Source organism: Stenotrophomonas sp. STK17_22, from assembly GCF_051983905.1.
Lineage (GTDB): Bacteria > Pseudomonadota > Gammaproteobacteria > Xanthomonadales > Xanthomonadaceae > Stenotrophomonas > Stenotrophomonas maltophilia_A.
On record NZ_CP197010.1, the window covers coordinates 178105 to 195119 of the forward strand.

Annotated in this window: 16 protein-coding genes and 1 pseudogene; 11 read left to right on the forward strand and 6 right to left on the reverse strand. The window is 66.4% G+C overall.

Going from position 1 to position 17015, the window contains the following annotated elements; all coding sequences use genetic code 11:
- The first annotated feature begins 7 nt into the window (after positions 1 to 7).
- The gene (locus ACSYS9_RS00755) at positions 8 to 124 is read left to right on the forward strand and encodes an Lrp/AsnC ligand binding domain-containing protein (RefSeq protein WP_239684509.1); all 117 of its coding nucleotides are present in this window, start codon (positions 8 to 10) and stop codon (positions 122 to 124) included.
- Between the two features lie 100 nt (positions 125 to 224).
- Positions 225 to 416, forward strand: a complete 192-nt coding sequence (locus ACSYS9_RS00760; protein WP_049462211.1) for a heavy-metal-associated domain-containing protein — start codon at positions 225 to 227, stop codon at positions 414 to 416.
- A gap of 77 nt (positions 417 to 493) precedes the next feature.
- On the opposite strand, the gene ACSYS9_RS00765 is transcribed toward ACSYS9_RS00760, so the two are convergent.
- The 4 genes from ACSYS9_RS00765 to ACSYS9_RS00780 form a co-directional block, all read right to left on the reverse strand.
- Complete coding sequence (locus tag ACSYS9_RS00765; protein WP_049462210.1) at positions 494 to 1252, reverse strand: MauE/DoxX family redox-associated membrane protein; 759 nt, start codon at positions 1250 to 1252, stop codon at positions 494 to 496.
- Positions 1253 to 1469: 217 nt separating this feature from the next.
- Positions 1470 to 1808, reverse strand: coding sequence for an ISC system 2Fe-2S type ferredoxin (gene fdx / locus ACSYS9_RS00770; protein WP_008786744.1), 339 nt, complete (start codon positions 1806 to 1808; stop codon positions 1470 to 1472).
- A 15-nt stretch (positions 1809 to 1823) separates the two neighbouring features.
- Positions 1824 to 2303 (reverse strand): Cu(I)-responsive transcriptional regulator, encoded by a 480-nt coding sequence (gene cueR, locus ACSYS9_RS00775; RefSeq protein ID WP_049462209.1) that lies wholly within the window; start codon positions 2301 to 2303, stop codon positions 1824 to 1826.
- Between the two features lie 15 nt (positions 2304 to 2318).
- Complete coding sequence (locus ACSYS9_RS00780) at positions 2319 to 4814, reverse strand: heavy metal translocating P-type ATPase (protein ID WP_049462208.1); 2496 nt, start codon at positions 4812 to 4814, stop codon at positions 2319 to 2321.
- Positions 4815 to 5128: 314 nt separating this feature from the next.
- Between ACSYS9_RS00780 and ACSYS9_RS00785 the strand changes: the two genes are divergently transcribed.
- Complete coding sequence (locus ACSYS9_RS00785; RefSeq protein ID WP_425523792.1) at positions 5129 to 5410, forward strand: ArsR/SmtB family transcription factor; 282 nt, start codon at positions 5129 to 5131, stop codon at positions 5408 to 5410.
- Positions 5411 to 5460: 50 nt separating this feature from the next.
- Here the strand turns inward: ACSYS9_RS00785 and ACSYS9_RS00790 are convergent, their stop codons facing one another.
- Complete coding sequence (locus tag ACSYS9_RS00790; RefSeq protein ID WP_049462206.1) at positions 5461 to 6759, reverse strand: MFS transporter; 1299 nt, start codon at positions 6757 to 6759, stop codon at positions 5461 to 5463.
- Positions 6760 to 6768: 9 nt separating this feature from the next.
- Positions 6769 to 7017, reverse strand: coding sequence for a metal-sensing transcriptional repressor (locus ACSYS9_RS00795; RefSeq protein ID WP_169708473.1), 249 nt, complete (start codon positions 7015 to 7017; stop codon positions 6769 to 6771).
- Between the two features lie 233 nt (positions 7018 to 7250).
- Here ACSYS9_RS00795 and ACSYS9_RS00800 point away from each other — a divergent pair, with 233 nt between their 5' ends.
- The 8 genes and pseudogenes from ACSYS9_RS00800 (at position 7251) to ACSYS9_RS00835 (ending at position 16938) form a co-directional block, all read left to right on the forward strand.
- A complete protein-coding gene (locus tag ACSYS9_RS00800) occupies positions 7251 to 8357 on the forward strand; it encodes a cation diffusion facilitator family transporter (protein WP_279947639.1) in 1107 nt (368 codons plus the stop codon).
- Positions 8358 to 8400: 43 nt separating this feature from the next.
- A complete protein-coding gene (locus ACSYS9_RS00805) occupies positions 8401 to 8778 on the forward strand; it encodes an ArsR/SmtB family transcription factor (RefSeq protein ID WP_049462204.1) in 378 nt (125 codons plus the stop codon).
- Between the two features lie 423 nt (positions 8779 to 9201).
- Entirely contained in the window at positions 9202 to 10509 is a 1308-nt protein-coding gene (locus ACSYS9_RS00810) for an efflux RND transporter periplasmic adaptor subunit (RefSeq protein ID WP_049462203.1), read from the forward strand.
- Positions 10506 to 13682, forward strand: coding sequence for an efflux RND transporter permease subunit (locus ACSYS9_RS00815; protein ID WP_049462202.1), 3177 nt, complete (start codon positions 10506 to 10508; stop codon positions 13680 to 13682). The genes ACSYS9_RS00810 and ACSYS9_RS00815 overlap by 4 nt, the downstream gene beginning before the upstream one ends.
- A gap of 20 nt (positions 13683 to 13702) precedes the next feature.
- Positions 13703 to 15208 carry an efflux transporter outer membrane subunit gene (locus ACSYS9_RS00820; protein ID WP_049462201.1) on the forward strand — a complete coding sequence of 502 codons (1506 nt, stop codon included), beginning with the start codon at positions 13703 to 13705 and terminating at the stop codon, positions 15206 to 15208.
- A gap of 124 nt (positions 15209 to 15332) precedes the next feature.
- Positions 15333 to 15398: pseudogene (locus ACSYS9_RS00825) on the forward strand (hypothetical protein); the annotation flags it as partial.
- A 45-nt stretch (positions 15399 to 15443) separates the two neighbouring features.
- The gene (locus tag ACSYS9_RS00830; protein WP_239684303.1) at positions 15444 to 15650 is read left to right on the forward strand and encodes a hypothetical protein; all 207 of its coding nucleotides are present in this window, start codon (positions 15444 to 15446) and stop codon (positions 15648 to 15650) included.
- 91 nt (positions 15651 to 15741) lie between these two features.
- Positions 15742 to 16938 (forward strand): MFS transporter, encoded by a 1197-nt coding sequence (locus ACSYS9_RS00835; RefSeq protein ID WP_049462200.1) that lies wholly within the window; start codon positions 15742 to 15744, stop codon positions 16936 to 16938.
- Positions 16939 to 17015: the final 77 nt, after the last annotated feature.

Sequence of the window (17015 nt, forward strand, 5' to 3'; positions counted from 1 at the left end):
CAAGAACATGGCTCACTACTCTCGCTTCGTGCTCGACACGCTGCTCAAGCACCCCAGCGTGCAGGACTGCAAGACAAGCTTCGTGCTGGATCGGGTAAAGAGCACCACGGCCTTGCCCCTATGAGCATTCGGCCGATTGGTGTAGCGGGGATGCAAATAGCGCTTGACCTTCCAACCTTGGCAAGGACCAGACTTCAAACACCCAAACCCGAAAGGAGTTTTCCATGCAATTCCATCTCGAAGACATGACCTGCGGCGGCTGCGCCCGCACCGTTACGAAAACGATCCAAACGATCGACCCCAACGCTAAGATCGTCACGGACCCGCCGACCCGCCGTGTCGAGGTCCAGACCTCGGCCTCGCAAGAGCAGATCGCCGCGGCCCTGAGCGAAGCTGGCTTCCCGCCGCGCGCGTAGTAACACCGCGTCGTGGCCGGCCTGCACACAGGACAACCGATGCGAGCACGTGCGCTGTGCCGTACCTGGCGCGGCGCTCAGTGCATCCCAAGGTAGGCGACCTTGGCCCACATCCACAGGGCCATCGCCACCATCATCAGGTTCTCGGTCAGGGACACAAAGCCCAGCGGCACGTTGCTGTCCCCGCCCACACAGGCGCACTTGAGTTCCCGGCGATCGACATAGACCGCCTTGAAAACCGACACGGCCCCGACGGTCCCGATGAACAGCGCCAACGGAATCGACACCCACATCCCCACGCCCGCGACCATCAGGACGCCTGCGATGGCCTCCGCGAACGGGTAGAAATAGGCATACCGAACCCAGCGCTTGGCCAGCAGGTCGTAGTTGAGGAACATCGTCGCGAAGCCGTCCACGTCCTTGAGCTTCTGCAGCGCCAGGAGACACATGGCAAAGGCCACGAACCACTCTGCCGCCTGAATGCTCCAGAGCTGGCCGAAGGCCGCCCAGCTCGCCGCCAGCGCCATCGCGGCCGCCATGGCGAACAGCGCGATCACAGGGATGTAGGTCACGGCGTTCTTGTCCTTCACGGACATGCCGAAGAATTTGCGCAGGTCGTCGTAGCCGCCCACGCGCCGCCCGTTTATGAAGACCTGGGGCGTGGTCTCGACGCCATGCTCCTTCTTGAACGCATCCGTCTGCTCGCGGCTCGCCAAGTGTTTGTCCTCGACCTCGTAGCCCTTGCGGTTGAGCAGATCGAGCGACTTCAGCCCGTAGGGGCAGGTATGGCCGGGCATGACCATCCGGTAGAGCGTGGCTTGTTTGGGCGCAGACATGCTGGACTTCTCCTGTGGGACTTTTCATGGGCCGGCCGCAGCGCCGACTATCACGGATTGAAGGACTTTGACGACATTTCCAGCCTAACCGGCGGTGGTGCAAGGGGGTGTAGACATCTGGCTCGCGGGTCGGTCGTCAGGCTGCAACGCCGTCAGTCCTCCGTCTGCCAGAGCAACCCCGCCGCAGGCCGGCGCGCCCGCGGCGGCACGCTGGGTCCTAGTGGTTCTCCTTGGCATGGTTGATCGTGTATTTCGGGATCTCGACGGTCAGGTCCTCGTTCGCCACGATGGCCTGGCAGCTCAGGCGCGATTGCGCCTCTAGCCCCCAGGCCCGGTCAAGCAGGTCGTCCTCGCACTCCTCGACCTCGTTGAGGGAATCGAACCCCTTGCGCACGATGCAGTGGCAGGTCGTGCAGGCGCAGCTCATGTCGCAGGCATGTTCGATCTCGATGCCGTTGTCTAGCAGCGCCTCGCAGATCGAGGTGCCGACCGGCACGTTCAGCTCGGCGCCCTCGGGCGCCAGTTCAGGATGGGGCAAGACGGTGATCTTGGGCATGTCTCTCCCGGCTGCTCAGTGCGCACGCGGCTTCGTTGCCGCTGCGTTGCCACTTGTACGCCGTGGCACGGCGCCGGTGCGCGCTTCGGGCTCGTCGTCGCTGGTATCGAGTTGCTCCAGCGTGTGCAGGATCGGGCAGTCGGGCCGTTCGTCGCCGGCGCAGCACCGGATCAGCGCCTTGAGCGTCTCGGCCATCTCCAACATGCTCGCGATGCGCCGGTCCAGCTCGGAGATGTGCTGCTGCGCCAGGCGCTTGACGTCGGCACTCTGGCGCGACTTGTCGTTCCACAGTCCCAGCAGGTCCGTGATCTCGGCCACCGAGAAGCCGAGGTCGCGCGCACGCCGGATGAAGTGCAGCCGGTGTACGTCGTCCTGGCTATAGGCGCGGTAGCCCGAATCGTTCCGGTCGGCCGGGGGAATCAAGCCGATCTGCTCGTAGTAGCGGATCATCTTGGCCGAGACCTTCGAGGCCTTGGATGCTTCACCGATGTTCATGGTGTTCCTCCTTTCTCAATGAGCGGTATCCGCCGCCAGCGGCGGCTGGAAGCGGCGCAGGCGCAGCGCGTTGCCGAGCACGAACACGCTGGACAGCGCCATCGCTCCGGCCGCGAAAATTGGGGACAGCAGCACACCGTATGCGGGGTATAGGACGCCAGCAGCTACCGGGATCAGGGCCGTGTTGTAGCCAAACGCCCAGAACAGGTTCTGGCGGATGTTGCCGATGGTGGCCTTGGACAGCGCGATGGCGTTGGGCACACCCTGCAGGTTGCCGGACATCAGCACCACGTCGGCCGACTCCACCGCCACGTCGGTGCCGGTGCCGATCGCCAGGCCCACGTCGGCCTCGGCCAGCGCCGGCGCATCGTTAATGCCGTCACCCACGTAGCCGATCTGGCCGTGGGTGGCCTTTAAGCGGCGCACGGCTTCGACCTTGCCCTCGGGCAGCACTTCGGCCACCACCTCGTCGATGCCCAGTTGCTTGGCGATGGCCTGCGCGGTACGCGCGTTGTCGCCGGTGATCATCGCCACCTTCAGGCCGAGCTGGTGCAGCGCAGCAATGGCCGCGGGCGTGCTGGACTTGATCGGATCGGCCACCGCGATGATGGCGGCCAGTCGGCCGTCGATCGCGGCGTACAGCGGCGACTTGCCCTCATTGCCCAGGCGCTCGGCCGTGCGAGCGAAGCCGCTCACGTCCAACCCCAGCTCACGCATGAAGCGATCGGCACCGACCTCGACACGCGCGCCGTCCACGGTGGCACGCACACCCATGCCCGTGACCGAATCGAAGTCGGTCATCGTCGGCAGCGCGATGCCACCTTCCACGGCCGACTCGACGATGGCGCGTGCGATCGGATGCTCCGAGCGCGATTCGACAGAGGCGACCTTCGCCAGCACCTGGTTGCGGTCAAAGCCGTCGGCAATCTCCAGGTCGGTCAGGACCGGGCGGCCCTCGGTCAGCGTGCCGGTCTTGTCCACGGCCACCACCTTGGCGTCCTTGAGCAGTTGCAGGGCTTCACCCTTGCGGAACAGTACGCCCATCTCGGCGCCGCGGCCCGTGCCGACCATGATGGAGGTCGGCGTCGCCAGACCCATGGCGCACGGGCAGGCAATGATCAGCACCGCCACGGCATTGACCAGCGCGAAGGACAGCGCGGGCGACGGGCCGAACACCAGCCAGACCAAGAAGGTCAGCACGGCGGCCAGCATGACGGCGGGCACGAACCACAGTGTCACCTTGTCCACCACGGCCTGGATCGGCAGCTTGGAACCTTGCGCCTGCTCGACCATGCGGATGATCTGCGCCAGCATGGTCTGACCGCCCACGGCGGTGGCACGCAGCGTCAGCGCACCCTTCTGGTTGACGGTGCCGCCGACCACGGTGCTGCCTTCCGCCTTTTCCACGGGAATCGGCTCGCCGGTGATCATCGACTCGTCCACGAAGCTGCGGCCCTCGGTCACTTCACCATCGACCGGCACGCGCTCGCCGGGGCGCACTTCCACGATGTCGCCCTGCGCCACGTCGTTGATCGGGATGTCCACGATGCGGCCGTCGCGCAGCACGTGCGCCTCCTTGGCCTGCAGGCCGACCAGGCGCTTGATGGCCTCGGAGGTGCGGCCCTTGGCCCGTGCCTCAAGAAAGCGGCCCAGCAGGATCAGCGCCACGATGACGGCGGCCGCCTCGTAGTACACGTTCACCGTGCCGGCCGGCAGCAGACTGGGCGCGAATGTGGCGACCATCGAATAGCCGAAGGCCGCGGCCGTGCCGACCGCGACCAGCGAGTTCATGTCGGGACCCAGGCGGAACAGCGCCGGGAAGCCCTTCTCGTAGAAGCGCCAGCCCGGAATGGCGAGCACCAGCAGGGTCAGCACGAACTGCAGATACCAACTCTGCTGGATGCCGATGGTGGAAGCCACCCACTCATGCATGCCGGGAATCATGTGCGAGCCCATTTCGAGCACGAACACAGGCAGCGCCAGCACGGCGGCCAGGGTCAGGTCGCGCTTGAGTTCGGCGCGCTCGGCGTCCTTCTTCTCGGCGGCTTCCTCGTCGGCCTGCGCGCCGGTATCCACCGGGTTGGCCTCGTAGCCGACCTTCTCGATGGCCGCGATCAGGTCCGCCACGGCGGCCACGCCGCGCACGGTGGCACGCTCGGTCGCGAGGTTGACCGTGGCCTCGGTGACGCCGGGCACGGCCTTGAGTGCCTTCTCGACGCGGCCCACGCAGGAGGCGCAGGTCATGCCCTCGACCGCCAGTTCGACGGTGCCAGCCGGCACGTCGTAGCCGACCTTCTCGACCGCCTGGATCAACGCGATGCGATCGACAGGACCGGCCAGGCGGATGTCCGCCCGCTCGTTGGCGAGATTGACGGAAACGCTGTCCACGCCCGGCACCTTGGCCAGGGCGGCCTCGACTCGGCCGACGCAGCTCGCGCAGGTCATGCCCTCGATGGGTAGGCTGATCGCTGCTGCGGTGGCACGAGCATCACTCGTTATTGGCATGCTCATGGTTGTTTCCCATAGTTGATATTCGACACGGGGGGAGCTTGGGGTTTACCATCGTGGGAAGGTCAAGCGCTTTTTTCGGGTACTGTCAGGTTTCAGAAATGGCCCGGCGCACGGGGGAAACGAGGGGCCTTGGTCGCCAGGCTCGCCCTGGTCCCGGGCTGTGCGCGCGCTCAAGCGGTCGCAGCCTCGTTGATCCTGAAGGGCACGAACAGCCGTTCGAGGGTAGGAATTTTTGAGAGATGACTCCACGCAAACCAGTCAGTGCCCCACCGAAGGGCCCAAGCACCGATCTGGCCTCCCTGTCACAGAATGACGTGACCATCCTGGCCGAGACTTTCCGGCTCCTGGGCGATCCGTCGCGGCTCAAGGTCATGCTGTGCTGCATGAAGGGGTCCACGTCGGTAAGCGACATCGCGGAAGCCGTCGAACTCTCGCAGTCGTTGGTCAGCCATCACCTTCGACTGTTGCGTGGAGCCCGTCTGGTCAGGGGCGTGCGCCAGTCCAAGCAGATCTTCTATGAGGTAGCGGACAAGCACGTGAGCCAGGTGCTGCTGGACATGGCCATCCACATCGTTGAGGACAACAGCGACGACTAGCCTTGGTGCGAAACAGCCCTTACCGCGTCCCGTGAGGCCTATCCTTTCGGTCAGATCCGGTGCAAGTCATCCACGACCAGCACGTGATGGTGCCCGCCTTGGTTCGCGTGCTGACGCAAGTGGGGGTGATCCGCCGACAGGTTCGGATGGTCATGGGCCAAGTCCGACGGGTCGCTGGCCGGCCACAGCCGAAGCGCCAGCGCCACGCCAGCCAGGCCGATCAAGGACATGACGACGAACGTCGATTGCAGCCCCGTGGCCGCGCCGAAGCGTCCGGCCAGCGGGTAGCAGATGAGCCAGCAGGCGTGCGACAGCGCGAAGTGGGCCGCGAAGATCGCTGGACGGTCCTCGGCGTGGGCCGAGCGGCGCAGAAGACGGCCGGATGGCGTCTGCGCCACGCTGTAGCCAAAGCCGATCACCAGCCACAGCGGCAGCAACAGCACATAGCTCGGCAGCAGTGCGCCGATCGCCGTGCCCACGACGAGGACAGCGGCGCCGGTGAGCATCGCGGGTCGGTCGGCTACTTTCTCCAGTAGGGACGGCAAGACGAAGGCGGCCACCATCGAGCCGCCTCCGAACGCCGCCAGTGCCCACGCCACCTCGACTTCGCCCAGGCCGAAACGCGCCTTCACGAGCACCACCGTGTTCACGAACACCATCGCGCCTGCCGCCGAGACGGCCAGGCTGATCGCCAGCAGGCCCCGCAGGCGTGGCGTGGCGAGGTAGATGCGCGTGCCGCGCGTCGTTCGCTCCCAGATGCCGCGGCGCCGGCCGGGGACGGACGTGGGCAACCGCACGCTGACCACGAGAGCGGCTGAAACGAGGAAACCGAGCACCGTTCCTGCGAACAGGTTGTGAAAGTTGATGACGGTCAGCAGCGCGGCGGCCAGCATCGGGGAAATCAGGCTTTCCAGGTCGTAGGCCAGCCGGGACAGCGACAGCGCCTTCGTGTAGTCCTCTTCGTCGGGAAGGATGTCCGGGATGGTGGCCTGGAAGGTCGGCGTGAAGCCGGCGGACGCCGCCTGCAGAACGAAGATCAGCAGGTAGATCTGCCAGACCTCGGTGACGAAGGGCAGGGACAGCGCGACGGCCGCTCGCACGAGGTCCAGCGCCACGAGCAGCGAGCGCCGCGGGAGCCGGTCGGCGAAGGCCTGCGCGACCGGCGCGACCCCCGCGTACGCCAGCATCTTGATGGCCAGCGCCGTCCCGAGCACCGCGCCTGCATCCGCGCCGGCCAGCTCGTAGGCCAGCAGGCCGAGCGCCACCGTCATCAGGCCGGAGCCGACGAGCGCGATCACCTGGGCGGTGAACAGGTGGCGGTAGGTGCGGTTCTTCAGCACGGAGAGCATCGGACGGCCTCAGAGCAGTTTGGTCAGCGCCTTCATTTCGGTCAGAACGGAGTCCTCGTCATGGGACAGGCAGTGGTCGATGTGGTCGTGGATCAGGACGCGCTTGGCCGCCGTCACCGCGCTTTCCACCGCCGCGAGCTGGCGGGCGATGTCGAGGCAGGTTTCTCCCCCTTCGATCATCCCGATGACGTGCCGCAGATGCCCCTCGGCGCGCTTGAGCCGCTTCACCAGGTCGGGATGGGTGGTGTGCTTATGCATGTCTTCCATGCTGAAATCATATCCCCCCAGGGGGGATATTGCCACTGGATGTTAGATCAACGGCTGCTTGCCAAGCGTGGGGAATGGTCGCCGAGCCAGGCTAAGGCAATTGCCCGGAGCGGCATCCCGGCCGTGGTGAGACGCGGACACAAATGTGCAAATCAATTCACATGAACACATATTCATGTGTTATATTTTGAGCCACAGTCAAAGACCCAGTTTCCCGAGGCCCCATGTCCCAATCCCACGCACATGACCATGACCATGACCATGACCATGACCATGGTCACGATCACGACCATGATCATGACCACACCCCGACCGTGACCAGCGCCAACGAGCGCAAGGTCCTGCTGTCCTTTTTCCTGATCTTCGGCTTCATGGTTGTGGAGGCCGTCGGAGGCGTGCTGTCGGGCTCGCTGGCCTTGCTGGCCGACGCGGGCCACATGCTGACCGACGCCGCGGCGCTCGCACTGGCCTACGCAGCATTCCGGTTCGGCCGCCGCGCGGCCGACAGCAAGCGCACCTTCGGCTACCTGCGCTTCGAGGTCATCGCCGGTTTCCTGAACGCCGTGACCCTGTTCGCGATCGTCGCCTGGATCGCCTACGAGGCGTGGGAGCGGCTGCAGGCGCCGCCCGTGATCCTGGCCGGCCCGATGATGATCGTCGCCGTGCTCGGCCTGCTGGTGAACGTGCTCGTGCTGTGGATCATGACCCGCGGAGAGACCGATCACGTCAACGTGAAGGGGGCCATCCTGCACGTGATGGGCGACCTGCTCGGCTCGGTCGGCGCCATCGTCGCTGCGATCGTCATCTACCTCACGGGCTGGACGCCGATAGATCCCATCCTGTCGGTCCTGGTGGCGGCGCTGATCCTGCGCAGCGCATGGAAGCTGCTCGCCAAGTCGATCCACATCCTGCTGGAAGGCGCGCCGGAGGATGCTTCGCCGGAAAAGGTGGAGCAAGGCCTGATGGGCGCCGTGCCGGGCCTGGCGGCCGTCAGCCACGTTCACGTGTGGCAGCTCACCTCCGGGCGCACGATGGCCACGCTGCACGTTCGCCCCAACGTGGACGAGGAAGCACGCGCCGTGGTCAAACGCGTCGAAGCGGTGCTTCGAGAGCAATTCAGCATCGAACACGCCACGGTCGGGATCGACTGGAACTCGGGCACCGACGAGAACGTCTGCAGCTTGCAGCCCACGTCGGAGCGTCAGGACCACAGCGGCCACGATCACAGCGGTCATGACCACAGCGGCCATGATCATGGCAATCACAAGCATGGCGGCGGGCACAGCCACGGCCATGACCACGACCATTCCGCTCCTGGTCACAGGCATTGAGGCCGCGCGAGCCGGCTCGCACTCCACTTGAGGATTTGCATCCATGACGTCCCGCGAAACCACCAGCGCCGACACCTCGCAATGCTCGACCACCAGCCACGACGCGGCGACCGATGCCCTCGCAATGTCGCAAAGTGACGTCGCTGTTCTGGCCGAGACCTTCCGCCTGCTGGGCGACCAATCGCGATTGAAGATCCTGCTGCAGTGCATGCATGGCTCGGTCGCCGTGGGGGACATCGCCGAAGCGCTCGACCTGTCGCAGTCTCTGGTCAGCCATCACCTGCGGCTGCTGCGCGGAGCGCGCCTCGTGCGCGGCGAACGCCAAGCCAAGCACATCTTCTACAGCATCGCGGACCAGCACGTCAGCCAGGTGCTGCAGGACATGGCGGTCCACATTTCCGAGGACAAAGCCGACGACTGACCAGGCCCAAGCACCCAGGCGAATGGCAGGTTGCGAGGCGCCGGTACCCACGCCGCCGGTTAGCCTCAAGGACGTCCTCGATGCGGCCTGGGCGCAACAGCCTAAATCGCGGGCCCTGCCTGGGCGCCGGGATGCCGCGCAGGCACAGCAATGGGCGGCGGCAGCTTGGACGCCTGAGCCTCCCGCGCTCGCAATCACCCACAAGACCGACCGGTTCAACCGCATAACGGCATTCGTGAGCTGGATGTCGGAGTGGCCACGGCGACGACGCGGGGTTCCCCACCACCTTGTCCATGCAGCCTGCCCGCTAGGGCAACCCAAAGGGCTTGACCTTGCCTTCGTTGTAACGCCCAGCCTCCACACAAATTTCTGCAGAGCGCTTCGGAAGGGCCGGAGTCCTGCATCCAAGAAAGGGGCACTTCCATGCGTAAAAAAATCAGAATCGTTGTGGTGGCAGGCCTCATCGCAGCCGTCGGGGGCATAGCGATTGCCGCCCGCGACGCCAAGGACGAGAGCAAGGCCGCGGCACCCCCGGCGGACGCGCCGATGGCGCCGCAGGTGCCCGTGGCCGAGGTCATCACCCGCACGGTCGCGCCATCGGCCGAGTACACCGGCTTCCTGGCCGCGCCCAAGACCGTCGAGCTGCGCTCGCGGGTCGGCGGCGCCGTCGATGCTGTGAGCGTCCCCGAGGGCAGACTGGTGCGCAAGGGACAACTGCTGTTCCAGATCGACCCCCGGCCGTTCCAGGTCTCGCTCGACACGGCTGCGGCGCAACTGCAACAGGCCGAGGTGCTGGCCAGTCAGGCCCAGGCCGACTTCGACCGCGCCGAGCGCCTGGTGGCGACCGGCGCTGTCGCGCGCAAGACCTACGACGATGCCGTCTCCGCGCGCAGTGCGCGCCAGGCCCAGGTGCAAGCGGCCAAGGCCGCCGTCGCTGCGGCGCGGCTGGATCTGTCCTACGCCCGCGTCACGGCGCCCATCGCCGGGCGCGTTGACCGCGTGCTCGTGACCGAGGGCAACCTGGTCAGCGGCGGTGTCGCCGGCGCGGCCACGCTGCTGACCACGGTCGTGTCCATCGACCCGCTGCACGTGTACTTCGACATCGACGAAGCCACGTACCTCAACGTCGTGAGCCGCTCGCGGCCCGCTGCGGACGCCGGCGGCAAGGCCTCGCTGCCCGTGCAGGTCGGGCTGACCACGGACAAGGGTTTCCCGCACAGGGGCGCGCTCGACTTCGTGGGCAACACCATTGACCGAAGCACCGGCACGATCCGCGTGCGCGCCGTTGTGCCCAATCCGGATGGGCGCATGGCACCCGGCATGTTCGTCCGGGCCAAGCTGTCCACCGGCGCGGCGCGCGAGGCCGTCCTGATCGACGATCAGGCCGTGGGCACCGACCAAGGGCGCAACTACGTGCTGGTTGTGGGCGAGAACAACCAGGCCCAGTACCGGCCCATCGAACTGGGGCCGGTGGTGGACGGGCTGCGCGTCATCAACGGCGGCCTGCAGGCCGGTGAGAAGATCATCATCAAGGGCCTCGTGCGCCCCGGCATGGCGGTCACGCCGCGCATGGTGCCCATGCAGGCGCCCGCGGCACCGGCCGCAGGCGCGGCCGGCGCGACCAAGGCTGCGGCAAACGCTCCGGCTCCCGCTGCGGCGCCTGCCAAGGCCGGCGGCGCGGACCCCGCCAAGGCTGACGGCGCGGCCGGCTCGGCGGAGGCCCGCAAATGAATTTCCCCCGCTTCTTCATCAACCGGCCGGTCTTCGCCATCGTCCTGTCGCTGCTGATGCTGATCGCGGGCGCGATCAGCTACTTCCAGCTGCCGCTGAGCGAATACCCGCAGGTCACGCCTCCCACGGTGCAGGTCACCGCTAGCTATCCCGGTGCCAACCCGCAAGTGATCGCCGATACCGTGGCATCACCGCTGGAGCAGGCGATCAACGGCGTAGAAGGCATGATGTACATGCAGTCTCAGATGTCCACCGACGGGAAAATGGTGCTCACCGTCTCCTTCGAGCAGCATATCAACGCCGACATTGCGCAGATCCAGGTGCAAAACCGGGTCTCGCGGGCGTTGCCGCGCCTACCGCCTGAAGTTCAGCGCATCGGTGTTGTCACCGAGAAAACGTCGCCGGACGTTCTCATGGTGGTGCATTTGCTTTCGCCTGGAGGTCGATATGATCCGCTGTACGTCTCCAACTACGCCACACTTCATGTGAAGGATGAGCTGGCTCGTACGCCAGGCGTCGGCGATGTCCTAGTCTGGGGCGCCGGGGAGTATTCGATGCGGGTCTGGCTCGAACCCGCCAAGGTCGCTGCTCGTGGGCTGATCGCGAGCGACGTGGTTGCCGCCATCCGCGAGCAGAACATACAGGTTGCCGCTGGTTCGGTTGGTCAGCAGCCGGATGCCTCGGCGGCGTTCCAGGTCACGGTCAACACTCTGGGCCGACTGTCGAGCGAGGAGCAATTCGGCGAGATCGTCGTGAAGACGGGCGCCGACGGCCAGGTAACTCGCCTGCGGGATGTCGCCCGCATCTCGATGGGGGCCGATTCCTACTCTTTGCGCAGCCTGCTCAATGGCGAGCCGGCGGTGGGGATACAGATCATCCAGAGCCCGGGCGCGAACGCGCTGGATGTGTCTAGCGCGGTGCGCGCGGCAATGGACCGACTTCAAGCCAAGTTCCCCGACGGCATTGAGTATAGCGTCGCCTACGACCCCACGGTCTTCGTGCGCGCCTCGCTCCAGTCCGTCGCCGTCACGCTGCTGGAGGCCATCTTCCTGGTGGTGATCGTGGTGGTGCTGTTCCTGCAATCCTGGCGCGCGTCGATCATCCCGCTGATCGCCGTGCCGGTCTCGCTGGTCGGCACGTTCGCGGTGATGCACATGTTCGGTTTCTCGCTGAACACACTGTCGCTGTTCGGACTGGTGCTGTCCATCGGCATCGTGGTGGATGACGCCATCGTGGTGGTGGAGAACGTGGAGCGCCACATAGCGCTGGGCGAATCACCCAAGGACGCGGCGCGCAAGGCGATGGATGAAGTGACTGGCCCGATCCTGGCCATCACCTCGGTGCTGGCAGCGGTCTTCATCCCCTCGGCGTTCCTGTCGGGGCTGCAGGGCGAGTTCTATCGCCAATTCGCGCTAACCATCGCGTTCTCGACCATCCTGTCGGCGATCAACTCGCTTACGCTGTCGCCAGCGCTGGCCGCCATCCTGCTCAAGCCGCACCACGGCGCGACCAAGCCCGATCGCGTCACGCGCATCATCGATGGCGTGTTCGGCGGCTTCTTCCGCCGCTTCAACAGCTTCTTCGACCGCGCCTCGAATTCCTACGTCGGGGGCGTGCGCCGCGCGGTGCGCGGCAGCGCCATCGTGCTGCTGCTCTACGTCGGCTTCCTGAGCCTGACCTGGCTGGGCTTCCACAAGGTGCCTGCGGGCTTCGTGCCCGCCCAGGACAAGTACTACCTCGTGGGCATCGCCCAGCTTCCGACCGGCGCCTCGCTGGATCGCACCGAGGCGGTCGTCAAGGAGATGACCAAGATCGCACTGGCTGAGCCGGGCGTCGAGAGCGTGGTGGCCTTCCCGGGCCTGTCGGTCAATGGACCGGTGAACCAGCCGAACACCGCGCTGATGTTCGCCATGCTCAAGCCCTTCGATGAGCGCAAGGACCCGTCGCTGTCGGCCTTCGCCATCCAGGGCAAGCTCATGGGCAAGTTCAGCCAGATCCCGGACGGCTTCGTCGGCATCTTCCCGCCGCCGCCGGTGCCGGGCCTGGGTTCTATGGGCGGCTTTAAGCTGCAGATCGAGGACCGGGCGGGCCTGGGTCCCGAGGCGCTTGCACAAGCACAGGGCCAGATCATGGGCAAGGCCATGCAGGCGCCCGAGCTGGCGAACATGCTCGCCAGCTTCCAGACCAATGCGCCGCAGTTGCAGGTGGACATCGACCGGGTGAAGGCCAAGTCGCAGGGCGTGTCGCTGACCGAGGTGTTCGACACCCTGCAGGTCAACCTTGGCTCGCTCTACGTCAACGACTTCAACCGCTTCGGTCGCACCTACCGGGTAATGGCCCAAGCCGATGCGCAGTTCCGCATGCAGGCTGAGGACATAGGCATGCTCAAGGTGCGCAATGCAGCGGGCGACATGATCCCGCTGAGCGCGATCGCGACCATCGAGCGCAGTTCCGGCCCCGACCGGGTGATGCATTACAACGGCTTCCCCTCGGCCGACATCAGCGGCGGGCCAGCGCCGGGCTACTCATCCGGCCAGGCCACCGCCGCGATTGAGAAGATCGTGAGCGAATCGCTGCCGGACGGTATGACCTACGAATGGACGGACCTGACTTTCCAGGAAAAGCGAGTTGGCAATACTGCTATCTATATCTTCGCGCTGGCGGTGCTGCTCGCCTTCCTGTTCCTGGCGGCCCAGTACAACAGTTGGTCGCTGCCGTTCGCTGTGCTGCTGATTGCACCCATGGCGCTGCTCTCGGCGATCGCCGGCGTCTGGCTCTCTGGGGGGGACAACAACATCTTCACGCAGATCGGTTTCGTGGTGCTGGTCGGCCTGGCCGCCAAGAACGCGATCCTGATCGTGGAGTTCGCCCGCGCGAAGGAAAGCGAAGGGGCCGATCCGCTGGCAGCCGTGCTTGAAGCCGCGCGCTTGCGGCTGCGCCCGATCCTGATGACGTCGTTCGCCTTCATCGCTGGCGTGGTGCCGCTGGTGCTGGCCAGCAGTGCGGGCGCCGAGATGCGCCACGCCATGGGCATCGCGGTGTTCGCCGGCATGCTGGGCGTGACGGTATTCGGCCTGGTGCTGACGCCGGTGTTCTACGTCGTGGTGCGCAAGCTGGCGCTGCGCCGCGAAGCGCGCCATGCCCGTGTCGGCATGACCGACCAGCACGCATGACGGCCAGGAGGACATACGACATGAAAACATCTTTCGCATTCACACGACCCGCCAGGACGCTGGCGCCGCTCGCCCTCGCGACGGCGTTGACTGGCTGCTCCATGGCACCGAAGTATGACCGGCCCGCATCGCCGATCGACACGGCTTATCCCTCGGGCGCGGCCTATGTGGAACCGGCGGCCGCGACGCCCGACGACGCGATCACGGCCGAGATCGGCTGGCGGGACTTCTTCCGCGACCCGCTGCTGCAGCAGTTGATCGGCATTTCACTGGAGAACAACCGCGACATGCGCAAGGCCGCGCTCAACGTGGAGGCGGCTCAGGCGCTGTACCGTATCCAGCGTGCCGAGATGCTGCCGAACCTGGGCGTTTCCGCCCGCGGCGCGTCAGAGCGCGCACCGGCCGACCTCAGCACCACGGGGCAAAGCGACGTGCTCCGGCGCTACGACGTGGCCGGGGTGACGGCCGCCTGGGAACTGGACCTGTGGGGCCGCGTCCGCAGCCTCAGCGACCGGGCGCTGGCGTCCTACCTGGCCCTCGACGAGACCCGCATCGCCACGCAGATGAGCCTGGTGTCCGAGGTGGCCAGCGCCTACCTCACGCTGCGTGCCGACCAGGAACTGCTGCGCCTGACGAGCGACACCCTCGCCACGCAGAAGCGCTCCTACGGGCTGACCACCCAACTGGTGGAAGTGGGCAACTCCACGCAGCTCGACCTGCGCCGCGCAGAGATCGCGCTGCGCACCGCCGAGGCCAACCATGCCGCCTACACGCGGCAGGCGGCCAAGGACCGCAACGCGCTGGTGCTGCTGTTGGGCCAGCCGCTGACGCCGGAGCTGTCCCGGCAGCTTGACGAGGCCATGGCGCTGCCGGACGACATCGTGCCGACCGGCCTGCCGAGCGGCCTGCCGTCCGAACTGCTCGCGCGCCGGCCGGACATCCGCGCCGCCGAGCAGATGCTGATCGGCGCCAACGCCAACATCGGCGCGGCGCGGGCCGCGTTCTTCCCGATGATCAGCCTCACGGGCTCGGCGGGCACGGCCAGCGCTTCGCTGGACGGCCTGTTCGATTCGGGCTCGCGGGCCTGGAGCTTCCTGCCGCAGATCACGCTGCCCATCTTCCGCGGCGGCGCGCTGCGCGCCAACCTGGACGTGGCGCACGTACAGAAGCGCATCGAGATCGCCAACTACGAGAAGTCCATCCAGGCGGCCTTCGCCGAGGTGGCCGACGGCCTGGCGGGCAAGCGCACGCTCGATGAGCAGATCCGCGCGGAGCAGCTCCTGGTGGCGGCCAGCCAGAAGGCCTACGAGCTGGCCGAGCAGCGCTTCCAGGAGGGCGTGGACAACAACCTCACTGTACTCGACGCGCAGCGCACGCATTACGGCACGCAGCAGACCCTGGTGCGCACGCGCCTGACGCGGCTGAACAACCTCATCCATCTGTACAAGGCGCTGGGCGGCGGCTGGACTGAGCACACGGTGCAATCGGGCGCCACGGCGCAGCAGCCCGCCCGGTCGCCGGGATGAGGGCCGGCGCGCAGCGGTGGCGTCCCCCATCGCTGCGCGCGGAGAGCTGGATGAGGATTGGTGAACTCGCGCGCTTGACCGGCACGCCCCTGAGAACATCAGGTTCTACGAACGGGAGGGCCTGCTGCCCGCTCCCGAGCGGTCCCGCAACAACTACCGGCGCTATGGCCCGGCCCATGTCGAGCGGCTTTACCTGATTCGCAACTACCGCGCGTCGGGCATCGGCCTGGATGACATGCGCAACTTGCTGGGCTGGACGCATCGCGAGTCCCCGGAACCCGAGCTGCTGACGCAGGCTGTCCGGGACCATCTCGCCTGTGTCGAGGAACGCATGGCGCAACTGACCCGGGTGAAAGAGCACCTGCTCGCATTGGAACGGCAGGCTGTTTCTTCTGCCGCTCGGGAGATTTGCGAGGAGCGACCAGGCTGCGGCGGTTCATGAGCATCGTATGGCCGAATCATTGTCTAATAACTGAACATATATTCATGTGTGTAATAATTCCGGCCAGACAAACGAACAAGAAGGACCGCCCATGACCGACCAGAGCATCACGCGCCGAAACATCGGCGTTCTCACCGCCGCGCAGGCGCTCGGTGGCGCCAGCGCGCCCATCGTGATGTCGCTGGGCGGGCTGGTCGGCCAGCAGCTTGCCAAGGACTCGGCCTCGATCACCTTGCCTGTGAGCCTGTTCGGCCTGGGTCTTGCCATCGGCACCTTGCCTGCGGCGTTCATCATGCGGCGCCATGGCCGCCGCAACGGATACGTGGTCGGGGTCGGCTTCGGCGTGGCCTCGGGCCTGATCGCCGCGCTGGGCATCATGCTGGCCTCGTTTTGGATCTTCTGCGCCGGCACCTTCCTGGCGGGCTTCTACGGCGCGTATGTGCAGAGCTACCGCTTCGCAGCCGCCGACACCGCCGAGGACGCGCTCAAGGCCAAGGCGATTTCCTGGGTGATGGTGGGGGCTCTCGCGGGTGCCATCATCGGGCCGCAGTTGGTGATCTTCACGCGCGACGCGGTAGCGGGCACGCCCTACGTCGGCAGCTTCCTCAGCCAGGCGCTGCTGCCGCTGATCGCCCTGCCGATCTTGCTGATGCTGCGCACGCCGCGCCAGACCCCGGCCGAAGCCGCCGCCGACAGCGGCCGCACGGTGCTGCAGCTCCTGGCGATGCCGCGCTACGCGCTGGCCGTGGCCGCAGGCGTGGTGTCCTATGGGGTGATGGCGTTCGTGATGACCGCCGCGCCGGTGGCGATGGTCAACCACGGGCATTCGGTGGACAACGCCGCCCTGGGAATCCAGTGGCACCTGCTGGCGATGTTCGGGCCGAGCTTCTTCACTGGGCGGCTGATGGTGCGCTACGGCAAGGAGCGCGTGACCGCCGTGGGCATGGTGCTGCTCGCCGCCTCCGGGGTGGTGGCCCTGGGCGGGCTCGGCCTGTCCCACTTCTGGGGCTCGCTGGCGCTGCTGGGCATCGGCTGGAACTTCAGCTTCATTGGCGCGACGGCGATGGTCACCGATTGCCACACCCCGGCCGAGCGCAGCAAGGCGCAGGGCATGAACGATTTCTTCGTCTTCGCCGCCACGGCAGCCGTGTCGTTCCTCGCGGGATCGATCCTGCACAACTCGGGCTGGCAGGCGGTCAACTGGATGATCTTCCCGGCCCTGGCGCTGATCTTGGTGCCGCTGCTGTGGCAGACCGCGCGAAAGCCGGTGCGGCTAGGTCCGGGCTGATCGGGCCGATGCGGAAGGTGTTCCATCTAGCGGTCACCTCAGGCGCTACATCACCTGCCTCCACCGCTGCAGCTTCG

Excerpts from the sequence above, each read along its gene's own strand:
- ACSYS9_RS00755 (WP_239684509.1), top strand. The coding sequence starts at position 8 with ATGGCTCACTACTCTCGCTTCGTGCTCGACACGCTGCTCAAGCACCCC.
- ACSYS9_RS00760 (WP_049462211.1), top strand. The coding sequence starts at position 225 with ATGCAATTCCATCTCGAAGACATGACCTGCGGCGGCTGCGCCCGCACC.
- ACSYS9_RS00765 (WP_049462210.1), bottom strand. The coding sequence starts at position 1,252 with ATGTCTGCGCCCAAACAAGCCACGCTCTACCGGATGGTCATGCCCGGC.
- fdx (WP_008786744.1), bottom strand. The coding sequence starts at position 1,808 with ATGCCCAAGATCACCGTCTTGCCCCATCCTGAACTGGCGCCCGAGGGC.
- cueR (WP_049462209.1), bottom strand. The coding sequence starts at position 2,303 with ATGAACATCGGTGAAGCATCCAAGGCCTCGAAGGTCTCGGCCAAGATG.
- ACSYS9_RS00780 (WP_049462208.1), bottom strand. The coding sequence starts at position 4,814 with ATGAGCATGCCAATAACGAGTGATGCTCGTGCCACCGCAGCAGCGATC.
- ACSYS9_RS00790 (WP_049462206.1), bottom strand. The coding sequence starts at position 6,759 with ATGCTCTCCGTGCTGAAGAACCGCACCTACCGCCACCTGTTCACCGCC.
- ACSYS9_RS00795 (WP_169708473.1), bottom strand. The coding sequence starts at position 7,017 with ATGCATAAGCACACCACCCATCCCGACCTGGTGAAGCGGCTCAAGCGC.
- ACSYS9_RS00800 (WP_279947639.1), top strand. The coding sequence starts at position 7,251 with ATGTCCCAATCCCACGCACATGACCATGACCATGACCATGACCATGAC.
- ACSYS9_RS00805 (WP_049462204.1), top strand. The coding sequence starts at position 8,401 with ATGACGTCCCGCGAAACCACCAGCGCCGACACCTCGCAATGCTCGACC.
- ACSYS9_RS00810 (WP_049462203.1), top strand. The coding sequence starts at position 9,202 with ATGCGTAAAAAAATCAGAATCGTTGTGGTGGCAGGCCTCATCGCAGCC.
- ACSYS9_RS00815 (WP_049462202.1), top strand. The coding sequence starts at position 10,506 with ATGAATTTCCCCCGCTTCTTCATCAACCGGCCGGTCTTCGCCATCGTC.
- ACSYS9_RS00820 (WP_049462201.1), top strand. The coding sequence starts at position 13,703 with ATGAAAACATCTTTCGCATTCACACGACCCGCCAGGACGCTGGCGCCG.
- ACSYS9_RS00830 (WP_239684303.1), top strand. The coding sequence starts at position 15,444 with ATGCGCAACTTGCTGGGCTGGACGCATCGCGAGTCCCCGGAACCCGAG.
- ACSYS9_RS00835 (WP_049462200.1), top strand. The coding sequence starts at position 15,742 with ATGACCGACCAGAGCATCACGCGCCGAAACATCGGCGTTCTCACCGCC.